26 protein-coding genes and 1 riboswitch are annotated in these 23,257 nt (G+C 58.5%); of the genes, 13 read left to right on the forward strand and 13 right to left on the reverse strand.

The window, feature by feature from the left end; genetic code table 11:
- Positions 1-10: 10 nt before the first annotated feature.
- On the reverse strand, positions 11-646 hold the full coding sequence (locus ACR0J4_RS13210; protein ID WP_170643081.1) for a DUF1326 domain-containing protein: 636 nt from the start codon (positions 644-646) through the stop codon (positions 11-13).
- A 279-nt stretch (positions 647-925) separates the two neighbouring features.
- Between ACR0J4_RS13210 and rpmG the strand changes: the two genes are divergently transcribed.
- Positions 926-1,093 carry a 50S ribosomal protein L33 gene (gene rpmG / locus ACR0J4_RS13215; RefSeq protein ID WP_037309480.1) on the forward strand — a complete coding sequence of 56 codons (168 nt, stop codon included), beginning with the start codon at positions 926-928 and terminating at the stop codon, positions 1,091-1,093.
- Between the two features lie 208 nt (positions 1,094-1,301).
- Positions 1,302-1,808 carry a hypothetical protein gene (locus ACR0J4_RS13220; protein ID WP_170643080.1) on the forward strand — a complete coding sequence of 169 codons (507 nt, stop codon included), beginning with the start codon at positions 1,302-1,304 and terminating at the stop codon, positions 1,806-1,808.
- A gap of 92 nt (positions 1,809-1,900) precedes the next feature.
- Here ACR0J4_RS13220 and ACR0J4_RS13225 read toward each other — a convergent pair whose 3' ends face one another.
- The 6 genes from ACR0J4_RS13225 to ACR0J4_RS13250 form a co-directional block, all read right to left on the reverse strand.
- A complete protein-coding gene (locus ACR0J4_RS13225; protein ID WP_170643079.1) occupies positions 1,901-2,287 on the reverse strand; it encodes a nucleoside triphosphate pyrophosphohydrolase family protein in 387 nt (128 codons plus the stop codon).
- Positions 2,287-3,258: a class 1b ribonucleoside-diphosphate reductase subunit beta gene (gene nrdF / locus ACR0J4_RS13230; RefSeq protein ID WP_170374857.1), complete on the reverse strand. Its 972-nt coding sequence runs from the start codon at positions 3,256-3,258 to the stop codon at positions 2,287-2,289. The genes ACR0J4_RS13225 and nrdF overlap by 1 nt, the downstream gene beginning before the upstream one ends.
- Before the next feature lie 12 nt (positions 3,259-3,270).
- Entirely contained in the window at positions 3,271-5,394 is a 2,124-nt protein-coding gene (gene nrdE, locus ACR0J4_RS13235; RefSeq protein WP_170643078.1) for a class 1b ribonucleoside-diphosphate reductase subunit alpha, read from the reverse strand.
- Positions 5,376-5,789 (reverse strand): class Ib ribonucleoside-diphosphate reductase assembly flavoprotein NrdI, encoded by a 414-nt coding sequence (nrdI, locus tag ACR0J4_RS13240; RefSeq protein WP_170643203.1) that lies wholly within the window; start codon positions 5,787-5,789, stop codon positions 5,376-5,378. Before nrdI ends, nrdE begins: the two co-directional genes overlap by 19 nt.
- Positions 5,790-5,804: 15 nt before the next feature.
- Positions 5,805-6,026 carry a glutaredoxin-like protein NrdH gene (gene nrdH, locus ACR0J4_RS13245; RefSeq protein WP_170374861.1) on the reverse strand — a complete coding sequence of 74 codons (222 nt, stop codon included), beginning with the start codon at positions 6,024-6,026 and terminating at the stop codon, positions 5,805-5,807.
- 85 nt (positions 6,027-6,111) lie between these two features.
- Positions 6,112-6,303: riboswitch (cobalamin riboswitch) on the reverse strand.
- 88 nt (positions 6,304-6,391) lie between these two features.
- The gene (locus ACR0J4_RS13250; RefSeq protein WP_170643077.1) at positions 6,392-8,269 is read right to left on the reverse strand and encodes a DEAD/DEAH box helicase; all 1,878 of its coding nucleotides are present in this window, start codon (positions 8,267-8,269) and stop codon (positions 6,392-6,394) included.
- A 237-nt stretch (positions 8,270-8,506) separates the two neighbouring features.
- Between ACR0J4_RS13250 and ACR0J4_RS13255 the strand changes: the two genes are divergently transcribed.
- The gene (locus tag ACR0J4_RS13255; protein WP_170374865.1) at positions 8,507-8,959 is read left to right on the forward strand and encodes a hypothetical protein; all 453 of its coding nucleotides are present in this window, start codon (positions 8,507-8,509) and stop codon (positions 8,957-8,959) included.
- A 1,332-nt stretch (positions 8,960-10,291) separates the two neighbouring features.
- Here ACR0J4_RS13255 and ACR0J4_RS13260 read toward each other — a convergent pair.
- Both ACR0J4_RS13260 and ACR0J4_RS13265 read right to left on the reverse strand, forming a co-directional pair.
- Positions 10,292-10,429: an entericidin A/B family lipoprotein gene (locus ACR0J4_RS13260; protein ID WP_170374868.1), complete on the reverse strand. Its 138-nt coding sequence runs from the start codon at positions 10,427-10,429 to the stop codon at positions 10,292-10,294.
- Between the two features lie 120 nt (positions 10,430-10,549).
- Complete coding sequence (locus ACR0J4_RS13265; protein WP_170374870.1) at positions 10,550-10,894, reverse strand: metalloregulator ArsR/SmtB family transcription factor; 345 nt, start codon at positions 10,892-10,894, stop codon at positions 10,550-10,552.
- A 324-nt stretch (positions 10,895-11,218) separates the two neighbouring features.
- Between ACR0J4_RS13265 and ACR0J4_RS13270 the strand changes: the two genes are divergently transcribed.
- The 6 genes from ACR0J4_RS13270 (at position 11,219) to ACR0J4_RS13295 (ending at position 15,077) form a co-directional block, all read left to right on the forward strand.
- Positions 11,219-11,851 (forward strand): ATP-dependent Clp protease proteolytic subunit, encoded by a 633-nt coding sequence (locus ACR0J4_RS13270; protein ID WP_170374872.1) that lies wholly within the window; start codon positions 11,219-11,221, stop codon positions 11,849-11,851.
- Between the two features lie 133 nt (positions 11,852-11,984).
- Positions 11,985-13,253, forward strand: a complete 1,269-nt coding sequence (clpX, locus tag ACR0J4_RS13275) for an ATP-dependent Clp protease ATP-binding subunit ClpX (protein ID WP_170374874.1) — start codon at positions 11,985-11,987, stop codon at positions 13,251-13,253.
- Between the two features lie 164 nt (positions 13,254-13,417).
- A complete protein-coding gene (locus ACR0J4_RS13280) occupies positions 13,418-13,783 on the forward strand; it encodes a RidA family protein (RefSeq protein WP_170643075.1) in 366 nt (121 codons plus the stop codon).
- 79 nt (positions 13,784-13,862) lie between these two features.
- On the forward strand, positions 13,863-14,246 hold the full coding sequence (locus ACR0J4_RS13285; RefSeq protein WP_170468109.1) for an NADH:ubiquinone oxidoreductase subunit NDUFA12: 384 nt from the start codon (positions 13,863-13,865) through the stop codon (positions 14,244-14,246).
- A 13-nt stretch (positions 14,247-14,259) separates the two neighbouring features.
- Positions 14,260-14,712 (forward strand): outer membrane lipid asymmetry maintenance protein MlaD, encoded by a 453-nt coding sequence (mlaD, locus tag ACR0J4_RS13290; protein WP_170468107.1) that lies wholly within the window; start codon positions 14,260-14,262, stop codon positions 14,710-14,712.
- Positions 14,709-15,077 (forward strand): DUF2155 domain-containing protein, encoded by a 369-nt coding sequence (locus ACR0J4_RS13295; protein ID WP_170643074.1) that lies wholly within the window; start codon positions 14,709-14,711, stop codon positions 15,075-15,077. The genes mlaD and ACR0J4_RS13295 overlap by 4 nt, the downstream gene beginning before the upstream one ends.
- On the opposite strand, the gene aat is transcribed toward ACR0J4_RS13295, so the two are convergent.
- From aat to ACR0J4_RS13315, 4 genes are all read right to left on the reverse strand, one after another.
- On the reverse strand, positions 15,032-15,664 hold the full coding sequence (gene aat / locus ACR0J4_RS13300) for a leucyl/phenylalanyl-tRNA--protein transferase (RefSeq protein WP_170643073.1): 633 nt from the start codon (positions 15,662-15,664) through the stop codon (positions 15,032-15,034). The two genes, ACR0J4_RS13295 and aat, sit on opposite strands and share 46 nt — an antisense overlap.
- A 48-nt stretch (positions 15,665-15,712) precedes the next feature.
- Positions 15,713-17,062, reverse strand: a complete 1,350-nt coding sequence (gene accC, locus ACR0J4_RS13305) for an acetyl-CoA carboxylase biotin carboxylase subunit (protein WP_170643072.1) — start codon at positions 17,060-17,062, stop codon at positions 15,713-15,715.
- A gap of 9 nt (positions 17,063-17,071) precedes the next feature.
- Complete coding sequence (gene accB, locus ACR0J4_RS13310) at positions 17,072-17,575, reverse strand: acetyl-CoA carboxylase biotin carboxyl carrier protein (RefSeq protein WP_170643071.1); 504 nt, start codon at positions 17,573-17,575, stop codon at positions 17,072-17,074.
- 151 nt (positions 17,576-17,726) lie between these two features.
- Positions 17,727-18,263: a LuxR C-terminal-related transcriptional regulator gene (locus ACR0J4_RS13315; RefSeq protein ID WP_170460784.1), complete on the reverse strand. Its 537-nt coding sequence runs from the start codon at positions 18,261-18,263 to the stop codon at positions 17,727-17,729.
- A gap of 189 nt (positions 18,264-18,452) precedes the next feature.
- Here ACR0J4_RS13315 and ACR0J4_RS13320 point away from each other — a divergent pair, with 189 nt between their 5' ends.
- From ACR0J4_RS13320 to ACR0J4_RS13335, 4 genes are all read left to right on the forward strand, one after another.
- On the forward strand, positions 18,453-19,745 hold the full coding sequence (locus ACR0J4_RS13320) for a helix-turn-helix domain-containing protein (protein WP_170643070.1): 1,293 nt from the start codon (positions 18,453-18,455) through the stop codon (positions 19,743-19,745).
- A gap of 77 nt (positions 19,746-19,822) precedes the next feature.
- Positions 19,823-20,203 carry a response regulator gene (locus tag ACR0J4_RS13325; protein ID WP_170480270.1) on the forward strand — a complete coding sequence of 127 codons (381 nt, stop codon included), beginning with the start codon at positions 19,823-19,825 and terminating at the stop codon, positions 20,201-20,203.
- On the forward strand, positions 20,200-20,508 hold the full coding sequence (locus tag ACR0J4_RS13330; RefSeq protein ID WP_170554079.1) for a hypothetical protein: 309 nt from the start codon (positions 20,200-20,202) through the stop codon (positions 20,506-20,508). Before ACR0J4_RS13325 ends, ACR0J4_RS13330 begins: the two co-directional genes overlap by 4 nt.
- A complete protein-coding gene (locus tag ACR0J4_RS13335) occupies positions 20,508-23,186 on the forward strand; it encodes an ATP-binding protein (protein ID WP_170643069.1) in 2,679 nt (892 codons plus the stop codon). Before ACR0J4_RS13330 ends, ACR0J4_RS13335 begins: the two co-directional genes overlap by 1 nt.
- The last annotated feature ends 71 nt before the right edge of the window (positions 23,187-23,257 follow it).

Raw genomic sequence — 23,257 nt, forward strand, 5'->3', positions numbered from 1 at the left:
GACACCCTGCCTAAGCGCCCAGAACCCCATGTCCTGAGATGTTGAGATGCGCCAGATGCGCATGGGTCGCATCAAAGGCCAGGCTGATCGCCGCACCCGTGGTTTGGGCCGAGCCCGAGGCCGCCTCGGCGGTGCGATATTCGAACCCGTTGGGCAGATGGAACGCCGCACGATGCGGGTCTCCGGTCACGATATTGGGGATCGGTCTGACTTTCACATCGAACACACCGGTTACTTTCGCATAGCCGGTCCGGTCCTCGCGGCTCCAATCCAGTTCGATCGGAACGTACAGAGTTTCGTGTTTCTTGGGTGCCATAGCGCTGAAGACGTACCACATGGTCGCCATTTCATCGGTGTCTTCGCCGGACATGATCGCCTGCAACGCAGCGCGCTGATCGGCAGAGGCGCTTTCATCGATGATCAACTGCATCTGGCCATTGCCTTCATGGATCGGGCCGGGCCAGTGATACACGCCCGCTGCCCGCACACCGGCAAGATCCGTGTCGCCGTAGTGGCCGGACTCGATATCAAAGACCACGACAGCTTCGCAATTGCCATGGGTGGGTAGAACACTGAACTGGCATGGGCAGCCGAAGTTGCAGTTACAATTGGCCAGCTCTTCGGCCTGCAGTTTCCATTCTGTCATGATTAACCCCCAAACACGCTTAAACGTAATCTGCCGTTTTAGGGTCGAGCCTGATATGGATGCCTCGAAGGCCGGGCTTGGCGCCGGCTTCTGGGTCGTTCGAATTGCGCGACCATATCACGAAAGCGTGATTGCGCCAAATCCGGTGCAAGCGTGCAACTCAGCTTTTGTGCGCCTCACTTGCGGAATCCGGTTGACTCGGGCGCGCGACGGGGTAAAAGCGCACGCTCATAGGAATTCAACCGGAAGGCCCTGCCTTTTCGGACGCAGGAGATAACCATGGCGAAGCCGACGACAATCAAGATCCGCCTGAACTCGACCGCGGGCACGGGCCACTTCTACGTGACCAAGAAAAACGCGCGTACGATGACCGAGAAAATGACCATTCGTAAATACGACCCGGTCGTTCGGAAACATGTCGAGTACAAGGAAGGCAAGATTAAGTAATCTGCCGTTCCAATTGGACATTTTGAAAAGGGCTCTGAGTTGTCAGAGCCCTTTTTCTTTGTGACGCGAACGCTGGCTTCGCCATGTGACAGGAACAGGTCCGTTGCAGGGACGCATCAGCGCCAGGCCCCTTCGCACCTGCCGCGGCTTGCTTTTTGCATCTCGCTACCGCTACGGTTTAGCAAATCGCCACAAAATGTTGACCGTCATGAAAAAAATCTTGCTACCGACAATCGCCGTTTTGACCCTCGCGGCTTGTGAAGACCCCTTCAATCGCCAAGGTGTCGGGTTCACCGGGATTGATGGTGAACCGCGCACGGTGTCCGATGTTCCGGGAGCCGTCGCCTTCTTACCGCCAGCGACCAATGTCCCGGCCGAGCTTGCGGAATTGCCGACTGTCTCGGTCCTGTCCGACAAGGTCGGGATCGAAAAGATTGCCGGTGTGGCGATCGATAACGGCGGTCAGTCGCCTGCAAACGCAGTGGAACTATCGGGAAGCAGTCAGAACCTTTATCTGAGCACGGTGAATGTGAACGGCACCCTGTTCGGAGTCGTCCGGACTCGCTCCAACAGCACTCGGGTCGATAACTCTGTGGGGGCGGCGTTTGGTAGAGAAACCGAACGCTTTACCGGTTGCCTGCCTGCAGGAGATGTCTACAGCAAGGGCTCATCCGATCGTAGCTCGGGCTTTGCGGTTCCGCTGAACTGCAGCTGATCCGGTCGAAGATCAGTTGACGTGAAAAAGGGCGGGGATTTACCCGCCCTGTTCATTTGCACCGATAGCTATTCGTCCCAATCAAGGCGGTGTTAGCCATCCTCAAGGATGCGGGCGAGGTCGGGCCGGCGGAAGGCCGGGCCTTTCAGCACCTTGCCATCTTCGCGCAGAACCGGTTTCCCATCGACGCCCAGCTTGGACATGTTCGAGGCGTGGACTTCCTCCATCGCCGCTTGTTTGACACTGTGTAGGCCGAATTCCAGAAAGGTGCCGTCCAGCACGTATTGGATGTCACACAGGGCATCTAGCACCTCGACCAGATTGCCGTCCTCCACCGCTGCGCGCAGCTCCGCAACTTCCTCTTCGAGGATCGCCAACCGCATCTGCGCGCGCGCCTTGGGGATCGCTGGTGTGTCCACGACCGGCACGTCGAAAGCTTCGTGCCAGTCCCGAACGATGGTCAGAGTGTCCTTTGCCATCAGAAATCCCAGTCTTCGTCCTCGGTCGCAACCGCCTTGCCAATGACATAGGAGGAGCCGGAGCCCGAGAAGAAGTCGTGGTTCTCGCTATCCGGGCTGAGGGCAGCCAGGATCGCCGGATTCACTTCGGAAACTTCCGGTGGGAACAGGGCCTCGAACCCGAGGTTTTGCAGAGCCTTGTTGGCGTTGTAGTGGAGGAAGACCTTCACATCCTCGGTCAGGCCAAGCTCGTCATAGAGTTCCTCGGTGTATTGGTTCTCGATCCCGTAAAGTTCGAACATCAAGCCAAAGGCATAGTCCTTCAACTCCTGCTGTTCCGCCTCGGAGAGCTTCTCGTAGCCGCGCTGGAACTTGTAGCCGATGTAATAGCCATGAACGGCCTCATCCCGGATGATCAGGCGGATCAGGTCGGCGGTGTTGGTCAGCTTGGCGCGGCTGGACCAGTACATCGGCAGGTAGAAGCCGGAATAGAACAGGAAACTTTCCAGAAACACCGACGCGATCTTGCGTTTCAGCGGGTCATTGCCCGGAGCGTATGTGTTCAGGATCGCCTCGGCCTTGGCCTGCAGATGGGGATTCTCTTCGGACCAGCGGAACGCCTCGTCGATTTCTTTGGTTGAACAGAGTGTCGAGAAGATCGAGGAATAGCTGCGCGCGTGAACCGCCTCCATAAAGGCGATGTTGGTCAGCACGGCCTCTTCATGCGGAGTGACTGCATCGGGCATCAGGGCAGGGGCACCGACCGTGTTCTGGATCGTGTCCAGCAGGGTCAGGCCGGTAAAGACGCGGATGGTCAGTTGCTTTTCATGGTCTGTCAGCGTTGCCCAGCTTTGGATGTCGTTGGACAGCGGCACCTTTTCCGGCAGCCAGAAGTTGACCGTCAGACGGTTCCAGACCTCAAGGTCCTTGTCGTCCTCAAGCCGGTTCCAGTTGATCGCGCGGGGGATCTTGGTTTGGATCATGTCTTTCATGTCAGTGGCCCCTTACAAACTGCAGGATACGCAGCCTTGCACCTCGGTCCCTTCAAGGGCCTCCTGGCGCAGACGCACGTAGTAGATGGTTTTGATGCCTTTCTTCCAAGCGTAGATCTGCGCGCGGTTGATATCGCGGGTCGTGGCCTCGGCCGGGAAGAACAGGGTCAGCGACAGGCCCTGATCCACATGCTCGGTCGCTGCCGCATAGGTGTCGATCAGCGCCTCTGGGCCGATCTCATAGGCATCGCGGTAGTATTCGAGGTTGTCATTGTTCATGAAAGCGGCCGGATAGTAGACGCGGCCAATCTTGCCCTCTTTGCGGATTTCGATCTTCGAGACGATGGGGTGGATCGAAGAGGTCGAATTGTTGATATAGCTGATCGACCCTGTCGGCGGCACCGCCTGAAGGTTGCGGTTGTAGAGGCCGTGTTTCATCACATCTGCCTTCAACGCTGCCCAGTCGTCACGGGTGGGCAGGGTCATGCCGTTGAACAGTGCCTTAACCCGCTCGCTTTCGGGCAGCCAGTCACGGGTGGTGTATTTGTCGAAAAAGGTGCCCGAGGCATAGTCTGACTTCTCGAACCCTTTGAAAGATGTCTTGCGTTCCTTTGCTAGTTCGCAAGAGGTGCGGATCGCGTGATAGGCCACGGTCGCGAAATACACGGATGTGAACTCGACCCCCTCAGGCGAGCCATAGTGGATATGTTCGCGGGCAAGGAACCCGTGTAGGTTCATCTGACCCAGTCCAATCGCGTGGCTTTCATCATTGCCCCGACGCACCGACGGCACCGAGTCTATTGCCGACATCTCGGACACCGCCGTCAGCGCGCGGATCGCAGCGCCGACAGTACGACCCAGATCGCTGCCATCCATCGTCTTGGCAATGTTCAGCGAGCCGAGGTTGCAGGAGATATCCGTGCCCAGATGGGAATAGCTGAGGTCATCGTTGAACTCGGACGCTTCATTGACCTGCAAAATCTCGGAACACAGGTTTGACATGTTGATCCGGCCCGCAATGGGGTTCATCCGGTTCACCGTGTCTTCGAACATCACGTAGGGGTAACCGGATTCGAACTGAATCTCGGCAATGGTCTGGAAGAATTCACGCGCATTGACCTTGGATTTCCGGATGCGCTTGTCATCGACCATCTCGTGATATTTCTCGGTCACCGAGATTTCCGAGAACGGCACGCCGTAGACTTTCTCGACATCATGCGGCGAGAACAGGTACATATCGGCGTTCTTTTTCGCCAGCTCGAACGTGATGTCGGGGATGACCACGCCAAGGCTCAGCGTTTTGATACGGATTTTCTCATCCGCGTTTTCGCGTTTGGTGTCGAGGAAGCGCATGATGTCCGGGTGGTGCGCGTTCAGATAGACCGCACCCGCGCCTTGCCGCGCACCCAGCTGATTGGCGTAGGAGAAGCTGTCTTCCAGCAGTTTCATCACCGGGATCACGCCTGAGGACTGGTTCTCAATGCCCTTAATCGGCGCGCCATGCTCGCGGATGTTGGTCAGCAGCAGCGCTACGCCTCCACCACGTTTGGACAGTTGCAGGGCCGAGTTGATGCCGCGACCGATGCTCTCCATGTTGTCTTCCAACCGCAGCAGGAAGCATGAGATCAACTCCCCGCGTGAGGCTTTGCCCGCGTTCAGGAAGGTGGGCGTGGCGGGCTGGAAGCGACCGTCGAGGATTTCCTCCATGAAAGACAGGGCCAGCGCCTCGTCACCGCGTGCCAGCGCCAGCGCGGTCATGACGACGCGGTCCTCATAGCGTTCCAGGAACCGCTGCCCATCACGGGTTTTCAGCGTGTATGAGGTGTAATATTTGAACGCGCCCAGAAAGGTCGGGAACCGGAACTTTTTGGCATAGGCCGCATCCCAGATCTTCCGCATGAAGTTCTTTGAATACTGGTCCAGAACGGCCTCTTCATAGTAGCCCTCGGAAACCAGATACCCGAGCTTTTCGTCCAGCGAGTGGAAGAACACGGTGTTCTGGTTCACGTGCTGCAGGAAATACTGCCGCGCGGCCATACGATCGGCATCGAACCGGATCTTTCCCTCACCATCGTAGAGGTTCAGCATCGCGTTCAACGCGTGATAGTCCTGCTCGTTTACGCTGCTGTCGAGCATAGGTTTCTCCCTAGGTTTTCCAGCCCGGCGCGGACGCGGGCGATGTCGGTCTCTGTTCCGGCCAGCTCAAACGTGTAGAGCAGCGGTACGTTGCATTTCTGGGCGATGATGCGACCGGCCAAAGCGTAGGTCGCACCGAAATTGCGGTTGCCTGTGCCGATCACTCCAAGGATCCCGGTGCGTCTGTCCGGGTCGTTCAGAAACCGGATCACCTGTTTAGGAACCGCCCCGCGCCCTTCGCCATCGGCATAGGTGGGGCTGATCAGCACGTATGGGTGTCCGGGGTCAGGCAGCGGGTCCATCCCGTTCGGAATGCGGAAAGAACTCAGACCCAGCCGCGAGACAAAGCGGTGGGTGTTTCCGGATTTCGATGAGAAATAGACCAGCGCCGGGATCGGCGCGGCCATGGATCAGGCCAGTTGGGCGATCATGTCCGGGCGGAAACCCGACCAGTGATCACTGCCCGCCACAACGACAGGGGCCTGACGATAGCCCAGCTCGGTCACATGGGTCATGGCGCTGTCGTCCTGGGTCAGATCGATGACGTCATAGGTGATGCCTTTTGCATCCAGCGCGCGGGTGGTGGCGGTGCATTGTACGCATGCGGGTTTGGAATATACGGTAATGCTCATGTCGTCCTCTGTCCTTTTAATGAATGCCGAGGACGTCGCGGGCAAAATGAACCCTGAACACGCCCCCGAACCCTCCGTTCGCGGTTTTCTTTCCTTGCTTACGGCAGGTCTCCTGGCTCGCGGATTGATGTTCGGACTGGCCTTCCCAAAAGCTCGCTTTCAGTGGCGTATTCAGCCGAACTATCCGCTTACAGTTGCGGGGGCAGCGCCGGTTTTTCACCGGTTTCCCTCTTAGCTTTCAACAGGAATCGAAAGAACCGAAGCAACACCATATTGGGGTTGGTGGTGGCGTGTTGTCAATATATGGTGTAGCAAAGAAAATAAATTTCTTCGCTTGCACAACCTGCCGCGGGCGCTAAGGCGGTTTACTTTTTCCGCTTGGGCACTGCGTTGCCACCCTTCATCGCAGCCGCACGTGCGCGGTTTTTCTTGCTGCTTGGCTTGCCTTTGGGCGGAGGCGGGCCTTTCGGACGGCGCGCGGGCTTCTTGTGCTGATCGCCCGAGGGAGCCTCATCCCGTTTGGGCCGCGTTTCGGGTTTGGGTTTCTCGGCCGGCTTCCGGCGCGGTTTTGCGGGCTGAGGCTCAGCCGCGCGGGCCGGGCGTTCAGCACGTTCGGGGCGCTTCTTGCCTTTGAAGTCGCGCTTGGGGCCTTTGCGGCCACCACCGGAAAGGGCGGGCGGTGCGTCCAGTTGCACCAGGGTCTTGGTGCCTTCGACGGTCATCTCGGGGCCGATGGCCTTCAGGAAACCTTCGACACTGCTGTCGCGAATCTCGATGTAGCTTTCGGTGTCAGCAATGCGGATCGCGCCGATGTCGTCTTTGGTGATCTTGCCCGCCTTGCACAACATGGGCAGCAGATAGCGGGGCGAGGCGTTTTCGTTGTGTCCCTCCGACAGCGAAAACCACACGCTTGGGCCAAAGGGCACGTTCGGCTTGGGCGCGGCATCTTGCGTGTCGCTCAGTTCCTCCGGGGCGGAGTGTTTGCGCCCGTATTGACGCAGATAGGCCGCCGCCAGCTGCTGCGGTGAAAAGCGCGAGACCAGATCATCAACCAGTGCGCTTTCGCCCTCGGTGACATCCACGGTCCAGTCGTCCGAACTGAACATCCGCTGCATGTCCTGCGCCTGAACTTCATCGGCCGAGGGCGCAGACCCCCAATCTGCTGTCAGCTTGGCGAATTTCAGCAGGCGCTGCGCTTTTTTGAACGAGGCAGGCGGAACGATCAGCGCGCTGACGCCTTTCCGCCCGGCGCGTCCGGTTCGGCCCGAGCGGTGCAGCAGCGTTTCATGACTGTTCGGCAGTTCCGCATGGATCACCAGATCAAGGTTCGGCAGGTCGATGCCGCGCGCGGCCACATCGGTCGCCACACAGACGCGGGCGCGCCCGTCGCGCATGGCTTGCAGCGCGTTCGAACGCTCGCTCTGCGTTAGCTCGCCAGACAGGGCCACGACCGAGAATCCACGATTCGACAGTCGCGCCGTCAGGCGGCTGACCATGGCGCGAGTGTTGCAGAAGATAATGGCGTTGGGGGCCTCGTAGAAGCGCAGCACGTTGATGATTGCGTTCTCACCATCGCGCGGGGCCACATTCATCGCGCGATATTCGATATCGGCATGTTGCGTGCGCTCGCTGACGGTGCTGACGCGCTCGGCATCGCGCTGGTAGCGGGCGGCGAGGGAGGCGATGGCGCGAGGAACCGTAGCGGAAAACAGCAGTGTCTGACGCTCGGAGGGCGTCTGTTCCAAAATAAACTCAAGATCTTCGCGGAAGCCCAGGTCGAGCATTTCATCGGCTTCATCCAGAACCACGGCGCGCACAGCAGTCAGGTCAATCGACTCGCGCATGATATGGTCGCGTAGGCGGCCCGGCGTAGCGACCACGATATGCGCACCACGGGCCAGCGCCCGCCGCTCATCTCGCATATCCATGCCGCCGACACAGGACGCGATGAACGCGCCTGCATCCGCATACAGCCATGCCAATTCGCGTTTGACCTGCATCGCCAACTCGCGCGTTGGTGCTATGACCAGCGCCAAAGGCGCGCCAGCCGCTTCGAATACATCCGCGTCGCGCAAAACGGTTGGGGCGATGGCAAGGCCGAACCCAATGGTCTTCCCCGATCCTGTCTGCGCTGAAACCAACATGTCGCGGCCTTGCAGGTCGGGCGCGGATACAGCGGTTTGGACAGGGGTCAGCGTGTCATACCCTTTGCGATCAAGGGCGTCTTGAAGTGTTTGTTTCATGGCTCGGCTCATTGGGATGCTGCGGTCACCCTCAGAGCGTCTTATACGCGGATGATCGTCGAAGGGCTCTCCTTACCGAGTGAGGCGCCGGATGTATAGAGCGGAAAGCGGGCAGCACGATCAAACACAGCATGAACGCTTGATGAAGGTTCCTTCAGGAAAGTTGTAACCCGTCGCACTCCTACCAATCTGTTGAACACAGCCAGAGATAGCACCGATTTCAGGGAGAAAGAGACCATGACCAGATTTATGACTGCCGGAGCAGCCGCTCTGGCCACGAGCTTAGCCCTTGGTACTGCCGCTGCTGCCGAAACCACGCCTGATCTGCGCGGTGTTTGGACGGCCAGCCAGACTACAGTTTCGCCGTCGAATTCGGCTACCGGTGATGCGCCGCGATTTAACCAGTCGGAATGGGTGCTCGAAATTCAGGCTCAGAACGACAATGTCTTCTGGGGGCCGAGTATGTGGCGACGCAATGCCATGGATGACTGGACGATGTACGAGGCCACCGGTTCCATCAGCCAGGATGGCTCGGGAAAAATCGGGATAGTCGAAAGCTCGGCCGAGCCGGCGATAGGCGTGAACGCCTTGATCGACGCGCGCTACGAGGATGGTCGAATTTATGCGGATTTCCGTAGCCTGCGGACTGGAACTACCTACAGCACCGTTCTGGAACGTCAGGTGAACTGAAGCGTTTCCGGCCCGGCCGGACTGTAGGGGGTACAGACTGTCGCCTGATTTTGACGACGACAGAATAGTAGGTAAACCGTCCGGGTCGGAACGCTTCTCAATATCGGAATACTCGTCTCCACAGGGAGGAGGCGGACCGGCCGGTGATTTCGCCGCGCGCGACAGGATCCAGTATATGCCGGGTTTACACGCGGTGTTCCTCGGCCCGGGTTATTCGGATCTCGCGAACCTTCAGCGCGGGGTCGCGCGTGGTGAAATTTCGCCGTCCGGTCCAAGCTCCATTTCAGAAGTATGGCATCTTGTCCGCCGAATGCCGCAGATTCTGCTGGGAGGATTTGTCCAGTCGATCTTTTGCGAACATATCTGCTCTGCCTCCGCGACCGACGTCAGCACAGTCGGCGTTTTTAAATGCGTCGGTTAAGAAACAGTACCGGGCGCAGGCCTCACTCTGAAACCGTCTTTTACATATGCTCGACAGCGCAGGTGAGTATGTAGGGAATTTAGCCCTGTTTCAGTCCGAACGATTCGGTTTTGCGGACGGTGCGGCGTTGCCAGTTTCTGCAATTTGCGATCAGTTTGTCGTAGGTTGCCGTTTGCACCTGCAGCAAATCACAATTTTCCGGTCAGAGTTTGGCGAAAAGAGTTTTGCAATTCTAAACCTGCGTGGTTCTCGAGAAATCCGGAGTTATCCACAGTACCCTCCCGGCAGATATCAACAACTTATCCCCGTCTGATTTCCATGCTGCGGTGCTATTTTCTTGCCCGATAACGGGTGCAATGCAAGATTGGTTTCACCGCTGGAGTTCGTCGGATCAGAAGGCGGGATGCAAAGGCCAAGGGGGTCTGCGCAGGGAAGGTTGATCTTAGGATTGACGTTCTATTGCAAGGGCTTACCGGTGGGTGGTGCATCGAGTTGGGGCTTCGTGCCTTGGGTCGACGGATCATCTTCTCAAATGGGCTTTGTGCGTCGCGGCGACTTTCGAGTTTGTGGCGGCGGCTGCGGTTCCTTCGGGGGCCGGGGCAACTGGATCGAAGTGGTCTTAGGACAAACTTCGTCCGGGTAAGGCGTCAGGGGTTGCCCGCAAGGGCGCATGCAAAGACCGCGTCTGCGCACCTGACGCCTTTTCCCTTGCTGGCTTCATGCAGGCTACCACCCACCCCTCGTCAGAATGGGAGCGGGGCTCTTTCGCATGTGCAAAAGAGCCCCGTGTTAACGTCAGATGATGCAATGCCGCGTCTATGCACCTGTCCTTGCACAATAGCCAGTTCAGCCTACCGCATCAACAACATATTGCGTGCGTCATCCTGCGATCCGCAAGATGAAGGCGTAAATCAGAGGTTTTCCTGCACGTCCGAGGCTGCGTTTTGGATCGCATCGCCCGCTTTTTCGATGTCTTTGCCCGCGCCTTTGGCGGTTTCGCAGGCGGTCAATGCAAATAGGCTCAGGCCAATCAGAATTGCGCGGATCATGTTTTTCTCCTTCATGCTCGATCAGGCCTTCGGTAGCAGTATCTTACTGAGGAGGCTAGCACTTTTGCGGTTTACCGGGGGTCGCGCTGCGTCTACGCCTGCGGCCTGCCGGGCAAACTGTTAGTGCCCTGTGTTTTCGCTGCAGAACAGCTCATAGACGGTTTCCAGCATCCGACGGGGCTTGTCATCGGCCAGTCGGTAATAGATCGCTTTGCCGTCGCGGCGGGGCGTCACCAGCCCTTCCAACCGCAAGCGCGACAATTGCTGCGACACGGCGGCCTGGCGGGCGGACAACAGAGTCTCAAGCTCGGTGACAGATTTCTCGCCCGACGCCAGATGGCACAGGATCATCAGACGCCCTTCGTGGCTAATCGCCTTCAGAAAATTCGCCGCCCGCGACGCGTTTTCGACCATGTGGTCAAGCTCTGCCGAGGGGGTGTCCTGGGTTACTTGGGGGAGTGCCATCTAAACTTCGTTCCTTACTATCCCGCTGTGGGTGGAGCCAGAGATATACTTCTTTCCGGATAAGTACATCCAATTTACTTATTTTGCACTTTTACGCCCATATGCATGCATCAAAATACTGTGATCAAAGAAGCGGTGAACAAAAAAGCGCCGTTTTCGGCCCCTGTGAGGTGGGACCTGAAGACAAGGGCCGCCGTATCTTGCGAACAGTTTGCAAGGTCGTTCTTACCGGTCCCCCTTGCAGCCCCCCAGTGGCGACACTAAGACTCGGGTAACTCTTGTTGGGATAATGTCCCGATCCATAGCAAAGCAGGCAGGTTCCGAATGTTCGATCCAGTAGATACCTATATGAATACGCTCGTGCCCATGGTCGTTGAGCAGACCAGCCGGGGGGAGCGCGCCTATGACATTTTCTCGCGCCTGCTCAAAGAGCGGATCATCTTCATCAACGGTCCGATTCACGACGGGATGAGCCATCTGATCGTCGCGCAGTTGCTGCACCTTGAGGCGGAAAACCCGAACAAGGAAATCTCGATCTACATCAACTCACCCGGCGGTGTGGTGACCAGCGGTTTGTCGATTTACGACACAATGCAGTACATCAAGCCGAAATGTTCCACATTGGTCATCGGTCAGGCGGCCTCGATGGGCTCGGTTTTGCTGGCCGGCGGCGAGGCGGGCATGCGCTTTTCTCTGCCCAACAGCCGGATCATGGTTCACCAGCCCAGCGGCGGATATCAGGGGCAGGCCAGCGATATCATGATCCATGCCGCTGAGACGCAGAAGCTGAAAGATCGCTTGTATGACATCTATGTACGTCACACGGGTCAGACTAAGAAGTCGGTTGAAAAGGCTTTGGACCGTGACAATTTCATGAGCCCGGAAGAGGCCAAGGATTGGGGCCACATCGACGAGATCGTCGAAAACCGTGCCAAGATGGACACGGAAGAGGCCTAAGAAACGCGTCCCGCGCGCCAAGTGCGAGGCCATTTTGAGATTGTAGCCGCCAGAGCGCTGGCCTAAGCTGCACGAACATGCGCAAGTGCGCCCCAAAGGTAGGGGCGCAGAGACGAAGCCCGAAAGGTAGATCATGGCGACGAATTCAGGCGGTGACGGCAAAAACACGCTCTACTGCAGCTTTTGTGGAAAAAGCCAGCATGAGGTGCGCAAGCTGATCGCAGGCCCGACCGTTTTCATCTGTGATGAATGCGTCGAGCTGTGCATGGACATCATTCGCGAGGAAACAAAGGCCAGCGGTCTGAAATCCTCGGACGGGGTGCCGACACCCAAGGATATCTGTGAGGTTCTGGACGATTACGTGATTGGTCAGGCCACAGCCAAGCGGGTTCTGTCGGTTGCGGTCCACAACCACTACAAACGTCTGAACCACGCCCAGAAAGCGGGCAGCGATATTGAACTGGCCAAGTCGAACATCCTGCTAATTGGCCCGACCGGTTGCGGTAAGACGCTGCTGGCCCAGACGCTGGCGCGTATTCTGGATGTGCCGTTCACTATGGCCGATGCAACGACGCTGACCGAAGCTGGCTATGTGGGTGAGGATGTTGAGAACATCATCCTGAAGCTGCTTCAGGCCAGCGAATACAATGTCGAACGCGCGCAGCGTGGCATCGTTTACATCGACGAAGTGGATAAGATTACGCGCAAGTCTGAAAACCCATCGATCACTCGTGACGTCTCGGGCGAGGGTGTTCAGCAGGCGCTGCTGAAACTGATGGAAGGCACCGTCGCCTCGGTTCCACCTCAGGGTGGACGTAAACATCCGCAGCAGGAGTTCCTGCAGGTGGACACCACTAATATCCTGTTCATCTGTGGCGGCGCGTTTGCCGGTCTGGATAGGATCATCGCGCAGCGCGGCAAAGGCTCGGCAATGGGCTTTGGCGCTGACGTACGCGACAATGACGAGCGTGGCGTTGGCGAAATCTTCCAGGACCTCGAGCCGGAAGATCTGCTGAAATTCGGGTTGATCCCGGAATTCGTCGGTCGTCTGCCGGTTCTGGCCACGTTGGAGGATCTGGATGAGGACGCTCTGGTGACCATCCTGACCAAACCCAAGAACGCTCTGGTCAAACAATACCAGCGTTTGTTTGAGCTGGAAGATGCTGAACTGTCCTTTACCGATGAGGCGCTGAAATCGATCGCGAAGAAAGCAATCGAGCGTAAAACCGGAGCTCGGGGGCTGCGTTCGATCCTCGAAGATATCCTGCTGGATACGATGTTCGAACTTCCGGGCCTCAAGAATGTGACCGAGGTTGTTGTAAACGAAGAGGCCGTGACCTCTGACTCGCAGCCGTTGATCATCTATGCGGATGCCGTGCCGGAATCAGCGTCAGCTGGTTAAGGGGTAAAGGGGCGCTGCCCCCGCCGCCCTTCAGGCGCCTCCCGCGAGGTATTTCCAGCCAGTTTAAAAGGGGATCCTTTACTTCATCTGGCCAAAAATATCCCGGAGCGCGAGGCAGAGCCTCGCAAAATCTCATGACATTCAAATACTCGGAGAAATGAGCCGTGACCGCAATCAAGCGTATCTCTTCAGGTGGTGAATTTGAGGGCAAGGTCGGCTATTGCCGCGCCGTGGTGGCCGGAGGGTGGGTTCACGTTTCCGGCACTGTTGGACAGGGTGAGAGCGTTGTAGATCAATGCAGATCAGCCTTGGACGTCATTGGGAAAGCATTGGTAGAGGCTGGCGCAGGTTTCGTCGATGTTGTTCGTGTGACCTACATGCTGCCCGACCGGACCGAGTTCGAGCCTTGCTGGCCCGTGTTGTCCGAGGTTTTTGGAGCCAACCCTCCGGCTGCGACGATGATTGAATGCGGTTTGATCGACCCCAAATACCGGATTGAGATCGAAGTGACCGCTTTATTGCCGCAGTGACGCAGTCACGCGGCGGGTACTGGACCTTGGCGCGCCTTTGGGTCATACCTTCTCGGGACCGAATTGCCGGAGGCGGATCATGGGCATCCTGAACACTTTTTTGCGTGCCGTAACCTGGTGGAACGGGGCAACCCTGAACACACAGATTTTCACCGCACGTAAAGGTGTTAAAGTTGGTGAGGACAATGAAGGCAACGTCTTCTATAGAACCGCCGATGACAGCAAACGCTGGGTAATTTTCAATGGTGAGGCTGAAGCCAGCAGGGTTGATCCAGATTGGCATGGTTGGCTTCACCGCACCTGGGATGAGCCGCCGACTGACAAACCACTGGCGCACAAGGCCTGGGAAAAACCGCATCAGGAGAACCTGACAGGCACCGCGCTTGCTTACACCCCTGCGGGGTCATTGCGCCGGGCAGAGCCTGTTGAGCGCAAAGACTACGAGGCCTGGAGCCCGGAATAAGACGAGGCGAGCAATGTCGACCCACAACTGGACCGAAGTATTCGTCGGCGGTGCCGTTTTGGCCTGTGCCGTCGCGTTTGGTGTTTATGCCAGCCAATCCACCGGCCTGTCGCAAGGCAGCGCCGGATATGAGCTGGGCGCGTCCTTCCGGTCGCTGGAAGGGGTCAATGTCGGGACGGATGTACGCCTTGCGGGCGTCAAAATCGGGACCGTCACCGACGTAACCCTGAACCCCGAGACTTACCGCGCTGATACGACCTTTTCGGTCGCGGATGGTGTCCTCGTGCCCGATGACAGTGCCATCGTGATTTCCTCGGAAGGGTTGTTGGGGGGCAATTTTGTTGAGGTGATGCCGGGCGGTTCTCCGTTCTATTTTGAGCCCGGCGATCAGATCGAAGATACACAGGGCGCGGTCAGCCTGATCTCGTTGCTGGTGAAGTTCGTCGCCGGAGACGGCAGCGAATGATGCGCGCTTTGGCATTTGCTTTGACGCTGGCCGCGACATCCGCGACAGCTCAGCAAACGGTTCAGTCCGGACCCGGCGCGATGTTGCGCGGCTTGGATAAGGTCAACGGTCAGACCGTGGATGTTGAGCTGCAGACTGGTCAGACACAGGCCGTCTTTGGTCTGGATGTCGCTTTGGGGGATTGCCGCTATCCCGTCGATAACCCGACCGGGGATGCGTTTGCCTTCCTGACCATCTGGGAACAGGGCAAGGCGGAGCAGTTGTTCGACGGGTGGATGATCGCGACCTCTCCGGCACTGAATGCCTTAGATCATTCACGCTACGACGTTTGGGTGATCCGCTGTATCACCCCATCGGCGGACTGAGGCACTTCAGCCGCAAAGTCAGCGCTATCGCCAATCGCTTCTTCCAGCGCTTTTCGATAGTCACTCCGGGGGATTTCGATCGCGCCGAGTGAGGCCAGATGGGCGGTCAGAAATTGGGTGTCGAACAGCAAAAAACCGGTCTGTCGCAGTCGGTCCACCAGATAAGCCAGCGCGATTTTCGAGGCGTCGGTGCGACGTGAGAACATGCTCTCGCCAAAGAACGCTGCGCCCAGAGCCACTCCGAAAACGCCTCCTACAAGCTGGTCATCCTCCCATACTTCCACAGAATGCGCTTGGCCTGCGTTGTACACCTGTCGATAGAGGTCTCGCAGCTCGGCGTTGATCCATGTGTCCGCACGATCGGCACACCCATCGACAACGCCTTCGAAATCCTGATTGATCGAGATGGTAAAGCCGCATCTCCGTATCCGCCGTGCAAGGCTGCGCGAGATGTGGAAACCGTCCAGCGGGAAAATCCCGCGGAACTTGGGGTCGACCCAGAACAGGTCCGGGTCATCGCGATGCTCGGCCATCGGGAAGATGCCGATCGAATAGCCATGCAACAAGAGTTCTGGTGACAGGCTCATGAGAAGCATCCAAGGGCCGGGCGGCGCATGCCAACCGACCCTGTGGGTTTAGTCGGCCATATTCTCCGCAAGCCAATGCTCCAGCCAGTGGATATTGTAGTCGCCGCTATGGATGTCCGGCTCCTGCAAGAGTGCGTGGAACAGAGGCACTGTGGTGTCGATGCCGTCAACGATCAACTCACCCAAGGCGCGCTCCAGACGGGCCAGAGCCTCGGCGCGGTCGCGGCCCTGAACGATCAGTTTGGCAATCAGCGAGTCGTAGTAGGGAGGGATCGAATAACCATCGTAAAGCGCCGAATCCATCCGCACGCCCAGGCCACCCGGTGCGTGATACGCGCTGATCTTGCCGGGGCAGGGCGAGAAGTTGGGCAACTTTTCTGCGTTGATCCGAACCTCGATGGCGTGACCATTGATCTCAAGGTCATCCTGCCCGAACGACATCGGCAGGCCCGAGGCCACACGGATTTGTTCGCGCACCAGATCGACGCCAAAGATGCCCTCGGTCACCGGGTGTTCCACCTGCAGGCGGGTGTTCATCTCGATGAAGTAGAACTCGCCTTTTTCGTACAGGAACTCGATGGTGCCCGCGCCGATATAGTTGATCTTGGCTACCGCGTCGGCGCAGATCTTGCCAATCTTGGCGCGTTCTTCGGGGGTGATGCAGGGGCCGGGGGCCTCTTCGAACACTTTCTGGTGACGACGCTGAAGCGAACAGTCGCGCTCGCCCAGATGGACGGCGTTGCCTTTGCCGTCACCGAAGACCTGAATCTCGATATGGCGCGGTGTGGTGAGGTATTTCTCGATATAGACCTCATCGTTGCCAAAGGCGGCTTTACCTTCGGCACGTGCGGTCATGAAGGCGCTTTCCATCTCATCCGCGCTCATCGCGACTTTCATGCCGCGTCCGCCGCCACCGGCGGTTGCTTTGATGATGACGGGATAGCCGAATTCCTCACCGATACGCTTTGCGTCTTCCAATGTCGGAACACCACCGTCGGAGCCAGGAACACACGGTACACCCAGCGCTTTCATCGTGTCCTTTGCGGTGATCTTGTCACCCATCACGCGGATATGTTCGGCGGTGGGGCCGACGAAGGTGATGTCGTGGTCTTCGACGATTTGCACGAACTCGGCGTTCTCGGATAGGAAGCCATAGCCGGGGTGGATCGCCTGCGCGCCGGTGATCTCACAGGCCGAGATGATCGCGGGGACAGACAGATAGCTTTGCGGGCTGGGCGGGGGGCCGATGCAGACCGATTCGTCCGCCATGCGCACATGCATTGCGTCGCTGTCGGCGGTGGAGTGGACGGCGACCGTCTTAATCCCCATCTCGCGCGCGGCGCGGATGACGCGCAGGGCGATCTCGCCTCGGTTGGCAATCAGGATCTTGTCGAACATGGGCCCGCCTTACTCGATGATGACCAGAGGGGTACCGAATTCCACAGCGTCGCCATCGCCGACCAGAATGCGTTTCACGGTGCCTGATTTGGGCGCGTGGATATGGTTCATCGTCTTCATCGCTTCGACGATAAGCAGCGTGTCCCCTTCCGAAACAGACGCACCGACCGAAACGAAAGAGGGCGCACCGGGCTCGGGTTGCATGTAAACCGTGCCGACCATAGGCGAGGTCACAGCGCCGGGATGGCTGGCCGGGTCTTCCACATCCGCGACCGGGGCTGCGGGGGCTGCTGCAGGGGCCGGCGCGGCAGCGACAGGTGCTGCGGCTGCGGCCGGAACGGCAACCTGAACCGGAGCGGTAACCGTTTGCGTTGCGCGGCTGACGCGCACGTTCAGGCTGTCTTCCTCGCCATATTCGCGTTTGACCTGCAGCTCGGTCAGGTCATTTTCGCGCAGCAGTTCGGCCAAGGCTTTGATGAACGCCACATCCGCTTCGTGTTTGGTATCTGTCATGAGTATCCTCGAAGGTTCCCCTTTGGCCCGTCTGTATCTACGCGGGCTTCGATCTGATTACGCAGGGTTATAAGCCAAGCGAGCAGCCATGAAAAGCGCCGTTTAAGCCTGAAAACAGGGGGTTTGGATGGTTTATTACGGGCGGTTGTTCTTACAGCGGCATGCCAGAGAGCTTTGCAACCAGTTCCGGCAGTTTCCTAGCGCCGAATTTTTCCAGTAGCCGGGCGCGGTAGGCCTCGATCGTGCGGTAGCTCAGGCCCAGCTCCATCCCGATTTCCTTAGCCGACAGGCCGCGACAAGACAGGATCGCCACTTCGCGCTCGCGCACGGTCAGTTCCACCAGCGGGCGCTCCTCGGAGATGTCGGAAAAGCTCCAGATTCCATGGCGAAACGGATCGTCAGGGGTCAGCGAGCGTCCTCGCGCGCGGCACCAGAACAGGTCTCCGTTCCGACGTCGCATCACACGTTCATCGGTGTAGTAGCCGGTATCGCGCATCACCTGCAGGCTGCGTTGCCCGATTCTCTCCCAATCCGCGACCGAAGGGTAGAGATGCAGCAAGGGCATATTATTGTATTCGGCTTCATCCCCGCCAAAGGTGCGCGCAAATTGCAAGTTGCACCGTCGGATGATGCGGTTTTCCAATTCGACAAGGCCGATGGGTGCATATTCAAAAGCTGGATCGCTCATACTCATATGGTGGCGGTAAATGCAGGAAATGAGAAGGGGCGAAGCGCGTCTGACGGTGCCATCGAGGACCGGACGTTGTTAATCTTGTCAACTCAATGTGAAAACTGGTGCATAACATTAGGAAAATGATAGAATAAACTGAAAATACAACTGCCCAGATATAGCTAAACGTGACTGAGGACCTTGATCATGCGGGATTTGCTGACCGGTAGCCGGATCCGCGAACGACGGCAGATTGCGGGTCTAAGGCAGGCGGAACTTGCGCGTCAGGTGGGGATCTCGGCCTCTTATCTGAACTTGATCGAGCACAACCGCCGCCGGATCGGGGGCAAATTGCTGGTCGATATTGCAGGGGCGCTGGCAGTTGAGCCCTCCGTGTTGACGCAAGGGATCGAAGCGACCTTGATATCGGCCTTGCGCGAAGCGGCGGCCGATGCAGTTGGCCAGCAGGCCGAAATTGAAACGCTTGAGGAGTTTGCAGGCCGCTTTCCTGGTTGGTCGGGAGTATTGGCGCAAATGCATCGTCGTGTGGTGTCATTGGAACGGACGGTTGCAACGCTTTCGGACCGATTGACCCATGACCCGCATCTGGCGGCCTCGATGCACGAAGTGCTGTCGACCGCAGCGGCGATTCGGTCGACCGCAGCGATTCTGGCCGACCCGCAGGATATCGACGCCGAGTGGCAGGATCGGTTCCACCAGAACCTTCATCAGGATGCCGAGCGACTGGCCGACAGTTCAAAGGCGCTGGTGACCTACCTAGACGAAAGCGATACGTCGAAAGACCCGCGTGGCGCACCGCTGGAAGAGGTTGAGGTGTTTCTTGAAGCGCGCGGCTATAGCTTTCCAGAAATCGACGCCGGGGAAGGGGCAGAGGTCATAGATCTAGAGGGTCTAAATACCTCGGCTGCACGGAACCTTGCAGGGGAATGGCTAAAGCAGAGTGAGGCTGACGCCAAGGCCATGCCGCTTGATGCCCTCAAAACCACGCTTGCAGATGGTGATCCGAACCCTCTGGAACTGGCCCAGCGATTCTCGGTCGATCTGCCGACAGTGTTCCGACGCCTAGCCAGCCTGCCCGAAAAGGTGCTGAACCGCCCAGTAGGGCTGGTGATCTGCGACGGCTCGGGCAGTCTCCTGTTCCTGAAACCTGTCACCGGCCTGTCGCTGCCGCGCCATGGCGAGGCCTGCCCGCATTGGCCGCTGTTTTCTGCGCTGAACCGGCCTCTGGTTCCGATCAGACGGCAGGTCGCGCAGCAGGGGCGTGCTGCTGCAATGTTCGAATGTCATGCTTATGCCTGGCCGCACGGCGTGTCCGGATACGACCAGGAACCTTCTTATCGCGCGGCCATGCTGATATGGCCGCTGGTCGAGGCCGAACTGAACCCAGAGGTGACACGGGTCGGGCCAAGCTGCCGGATTTGCCCAAGCGGCGATTGCGGTTCTCGTCGCGAGCCGTCAATTCTCAGCGAAGGCTTTTGACAGGTTCCCGAACAACCGCTTAATCTGGCGAAGACCGGTTCCGGGGTGGAGGCCAGTCATCGGGAGGATATACACAAATGAGCCGTAAGGTTCTGTTAATTGAGGATGAGCCCAACATTGCCGAGGCCATCCGGTTCTTGCTGACTCGCGAGGGGTGGCAGGTCGAGACACATGGCGATGGTGCGGATGCGCTTCAGGTCATTCAGGGCGCGCAGCCTGATCTGGTGATTCTGGACGTGATGTTGCCGGGCAAGAGTGGGATGGACATTCTGCGTGATCTGCGCGCCTTGGACGACATGCGGGACCTACCGGTTCTGATGCTGACCGCGCGCGGGCAGTCCAGAGATCGTGAGATGGCCGAGAATGCGGGCGTCAGCCGCTTCATGACCAAACCTTTTTCCAACGCTGAGGTGCTGACCGCTGTACGCGATCTGCATGCGCAGGCGACGCAGCTATGACGTCGCCCGAGGGTCAGGACCGCACGTCGCGCGGTGCGCGGCCCTCGTTGTTTCTGGAACGGCAAAGCTATCGCCGGCGCAGGTTGGCGGATTCGGCTCGGTTACTGCCCTTTCTGGGCGGCGCGCTACTGGTGCTACCGCTGCTGTGGCCGGATGCCGAGTCTGAATCCGGCGGCGTGCCGCTGTCGTCGGCAATCTTCTACATTTTCGCCTGCTGGATCGGTCTGATTCTGATCAGCCTGATTTTTGGCCTCATTGCCCGGCGCTCTGGCGTGGATGACAGCCACGGTTCGGACGCGGGCTGATGGCAACGCTGAACGTCCTGATTCTGGTCTGTCTGGGCTACGTCGTTCTTTTGTTCGGCGTCGCTTTTGCCGCAGACAGGATGGCGGTGGCCGGGCGGGGCAAATGGCTGCGTTCTCCTTTGATCTACACGCTGTCCCTGTCGATCTACTGCACGGCCTGGACCTTTTACGGCGCGGTCGGCAATGCGGCGCGGTCGGGGTTGGAGTTCGTGACAATCTACCTCGGGCCGACGCTGGTGATGATCAGTTGGTGGTGGGGGCTGCGCAAACTGGTGCGCGTCGGGCGCAGCCAGCGCGTGACCTCGATCGCGGACCTGTTGTCCTCGCGCTATGGCAAGTCGAACATGCTGGCGGTGTGCGTCACGATTCTGGCCGTGATTGGCGGCACGCCCTATATTGCGCTGCAATTGCAGTCGATTACCCTGTCTTTCTCGATCTTTGCCGAGGCCGACCCCTCGGGCCTCTACCGCGAAGGCTCCAGCGTGTTCTGGGTGGCGGCTGGGCTGGCGATGTTCGCGATCCTGTTCGGCACCCGCAATCTGGATGCCAATGAACGCCACCACGGTGTGGTCACAGCCATTGCGGTCGAGTCGGTGGTCAAACTTTTTGCGCTGGTGGCTGTCGGTATCTTCGTGGTCTGGGGCGTTGCCGGTGGCTTTGGCCCGATGATGGAGCGGATCGACGCCTCCGAAATTGGTAAATGGCAAGTGGATGCCGGTCGCTGGACGACCTTTATCTTCTTGTCCGCCGCCGCCTTTGTATGCTTGCCGCGCATGTTCCAGGTGATGGTGGTTGAGAATGATGACGAGGGCCATCTGCGCACCGCCGCCTGGGCCTTTCCCTTATACTTGCTGCTGATGAGCCTGTTTGTTGTCCCCATCGCCGTTGTCGGCCTCGATTTATTGCCGGAAGGGTCCAACCCGGATCTGTTCGTTCTGACCGTACCTTTATCGCAAGGCAAGGACGGGCTGGCGATGCTGTCCTTTATCGGAGGGTTCTCATCGGCCACCTCGATGGTGATCGTAACGGCAATGGCCCTGTCGACGATGGTTTCGAACCACGTCGTAATGCCGATCTGGCTGAACACGCATGAGCGGGTCGGGTCCGTGCCCGGAGACGTGCGCAACATCGTATTGATGGCGCGACGTATCTCGATCGCTGCGATAATGGCGCTGGGCTATTTCTACTACAGTCTGTCTGGCGGCGGCGCGGCGTTGGCCTCGATCGGGTTGGTGGCCTTTAGCGGTATTTCGCAAATCCTGCCCGCGATGGTCGGCGGATTGTTCTGGCGCGGGGCCACCAGAACCGGTGCCCTGGCAGGTTTGACCGTGGGCTTTGTTCTGTGGATCTACACCCTGCTTCTACCCGGAATGGGGGCGGCATGGATGCCCGAGAGTGTGCTGCTGAACGGCCCATTTGGTATTGCATGGCTGCGACCTCAGGCCTTGTTCGGGATCGAAGGTATCGACCCAATGGTGCATTCGGTCATGTGGTCAATTTCCTTGAATGCGATTGTGTTCTGTGTTGCGTCCCTGCTGAGCTTTCCCAGCCCGTTGGAGCGGCTTCAGGGCGCGCAGTTCGTCAATGTCTTTGACCACTCGGTCGCGCCGCGCGGTTGGACCGGGTCGGTTGCGCAAAGCGAAGACCTGATGATCATGACGCAGCGCATTCTGGGCACATCACCCGCCCAGGAACTGTTCCAGCGCGAGGCCGAGCTTCAGGGCGGACGCTCGCCTTTGCCCGAGCCGACACCCGGATTTCTGGCCCGGCTTGAGAGGGAGCTCAGCGGCTCAGTAGGGGCGGCCACCGCGCATGCGATGATCGGGCAGATCGTGGGAGGAGCCTCGGTTTCGGTCGAGGACCTCCTGGCCGTCGCTGACGAATCTGCGCAATTGTTGGAGTATTCCAGCCAGTTGGAAGAGAAATCTGCCGAACTTAGCCGCACGGCACGCCAGTTGCGCGATGCCAACGCAAAGCTAACCCAAATATCCGAGCAGAAAGACAGCTTCCTCAGCCAGGTCAGTCATGAATTGCGCACGCCCATGACCTCGATCCGGGCGTTTTCCGAGATTATGCGCGACACCGAAGGGCTGAGCGGTGAAGAACAGACCCGCTATGCCGCCATCATTCACGACGAGGCGCTCCGCCTGACACGTCTGCTGGACGATCTACTCGACCTCAGCGTTCTTGAGAATGGGCAGGTCAGGTTGAACCTCGGCGACGATACGTTGCGTTCGGTTCTGGATCGGTCGATCTCCAGCGCGCTGGCGGGCACGGATCAGCGGTTGGTTGTGCGGCGCAGCAAGGCATCCGAGCGTATCCCCTTGCAAACTGATCTCGACCGCTTGGGGCAGGTGTTTATCAACCTCATCTCCAACGCGCGGAAATACTGTGATGCCGATGAGCCCGTTTTGACGATCTCGGCGCATGATGTGGGCGGGCAACTGGTTGTGGACTTTATCGACAATGGCAGCGGTGTTCCGCCTGAGGCGCGGTCTATGATTTTTGAGAAATTTGCGCGGGTCGGAGGGGACAAGGCCGGCGGTGCCGGGCTGGGTTTAGCGATTTGCCGCGAGATCATGCACCGTTTGGGCGGCGATATCACATATCTGACGGGGCAGGGCGGTGCGGCGTTCCGCGTCAGCCTGCCCTTGGCCTACCGGCAGGCCGCGCAATAGTTCGGTTTAAAGAAGTTCGTAACCTCTGCTGGGTTACACCAAGATTCACGACAAGAAACCGGATGGTACCG

The sequence above is a fragment of the Ruegeria sp. B10 genome, from assembly GCF_056539825.1.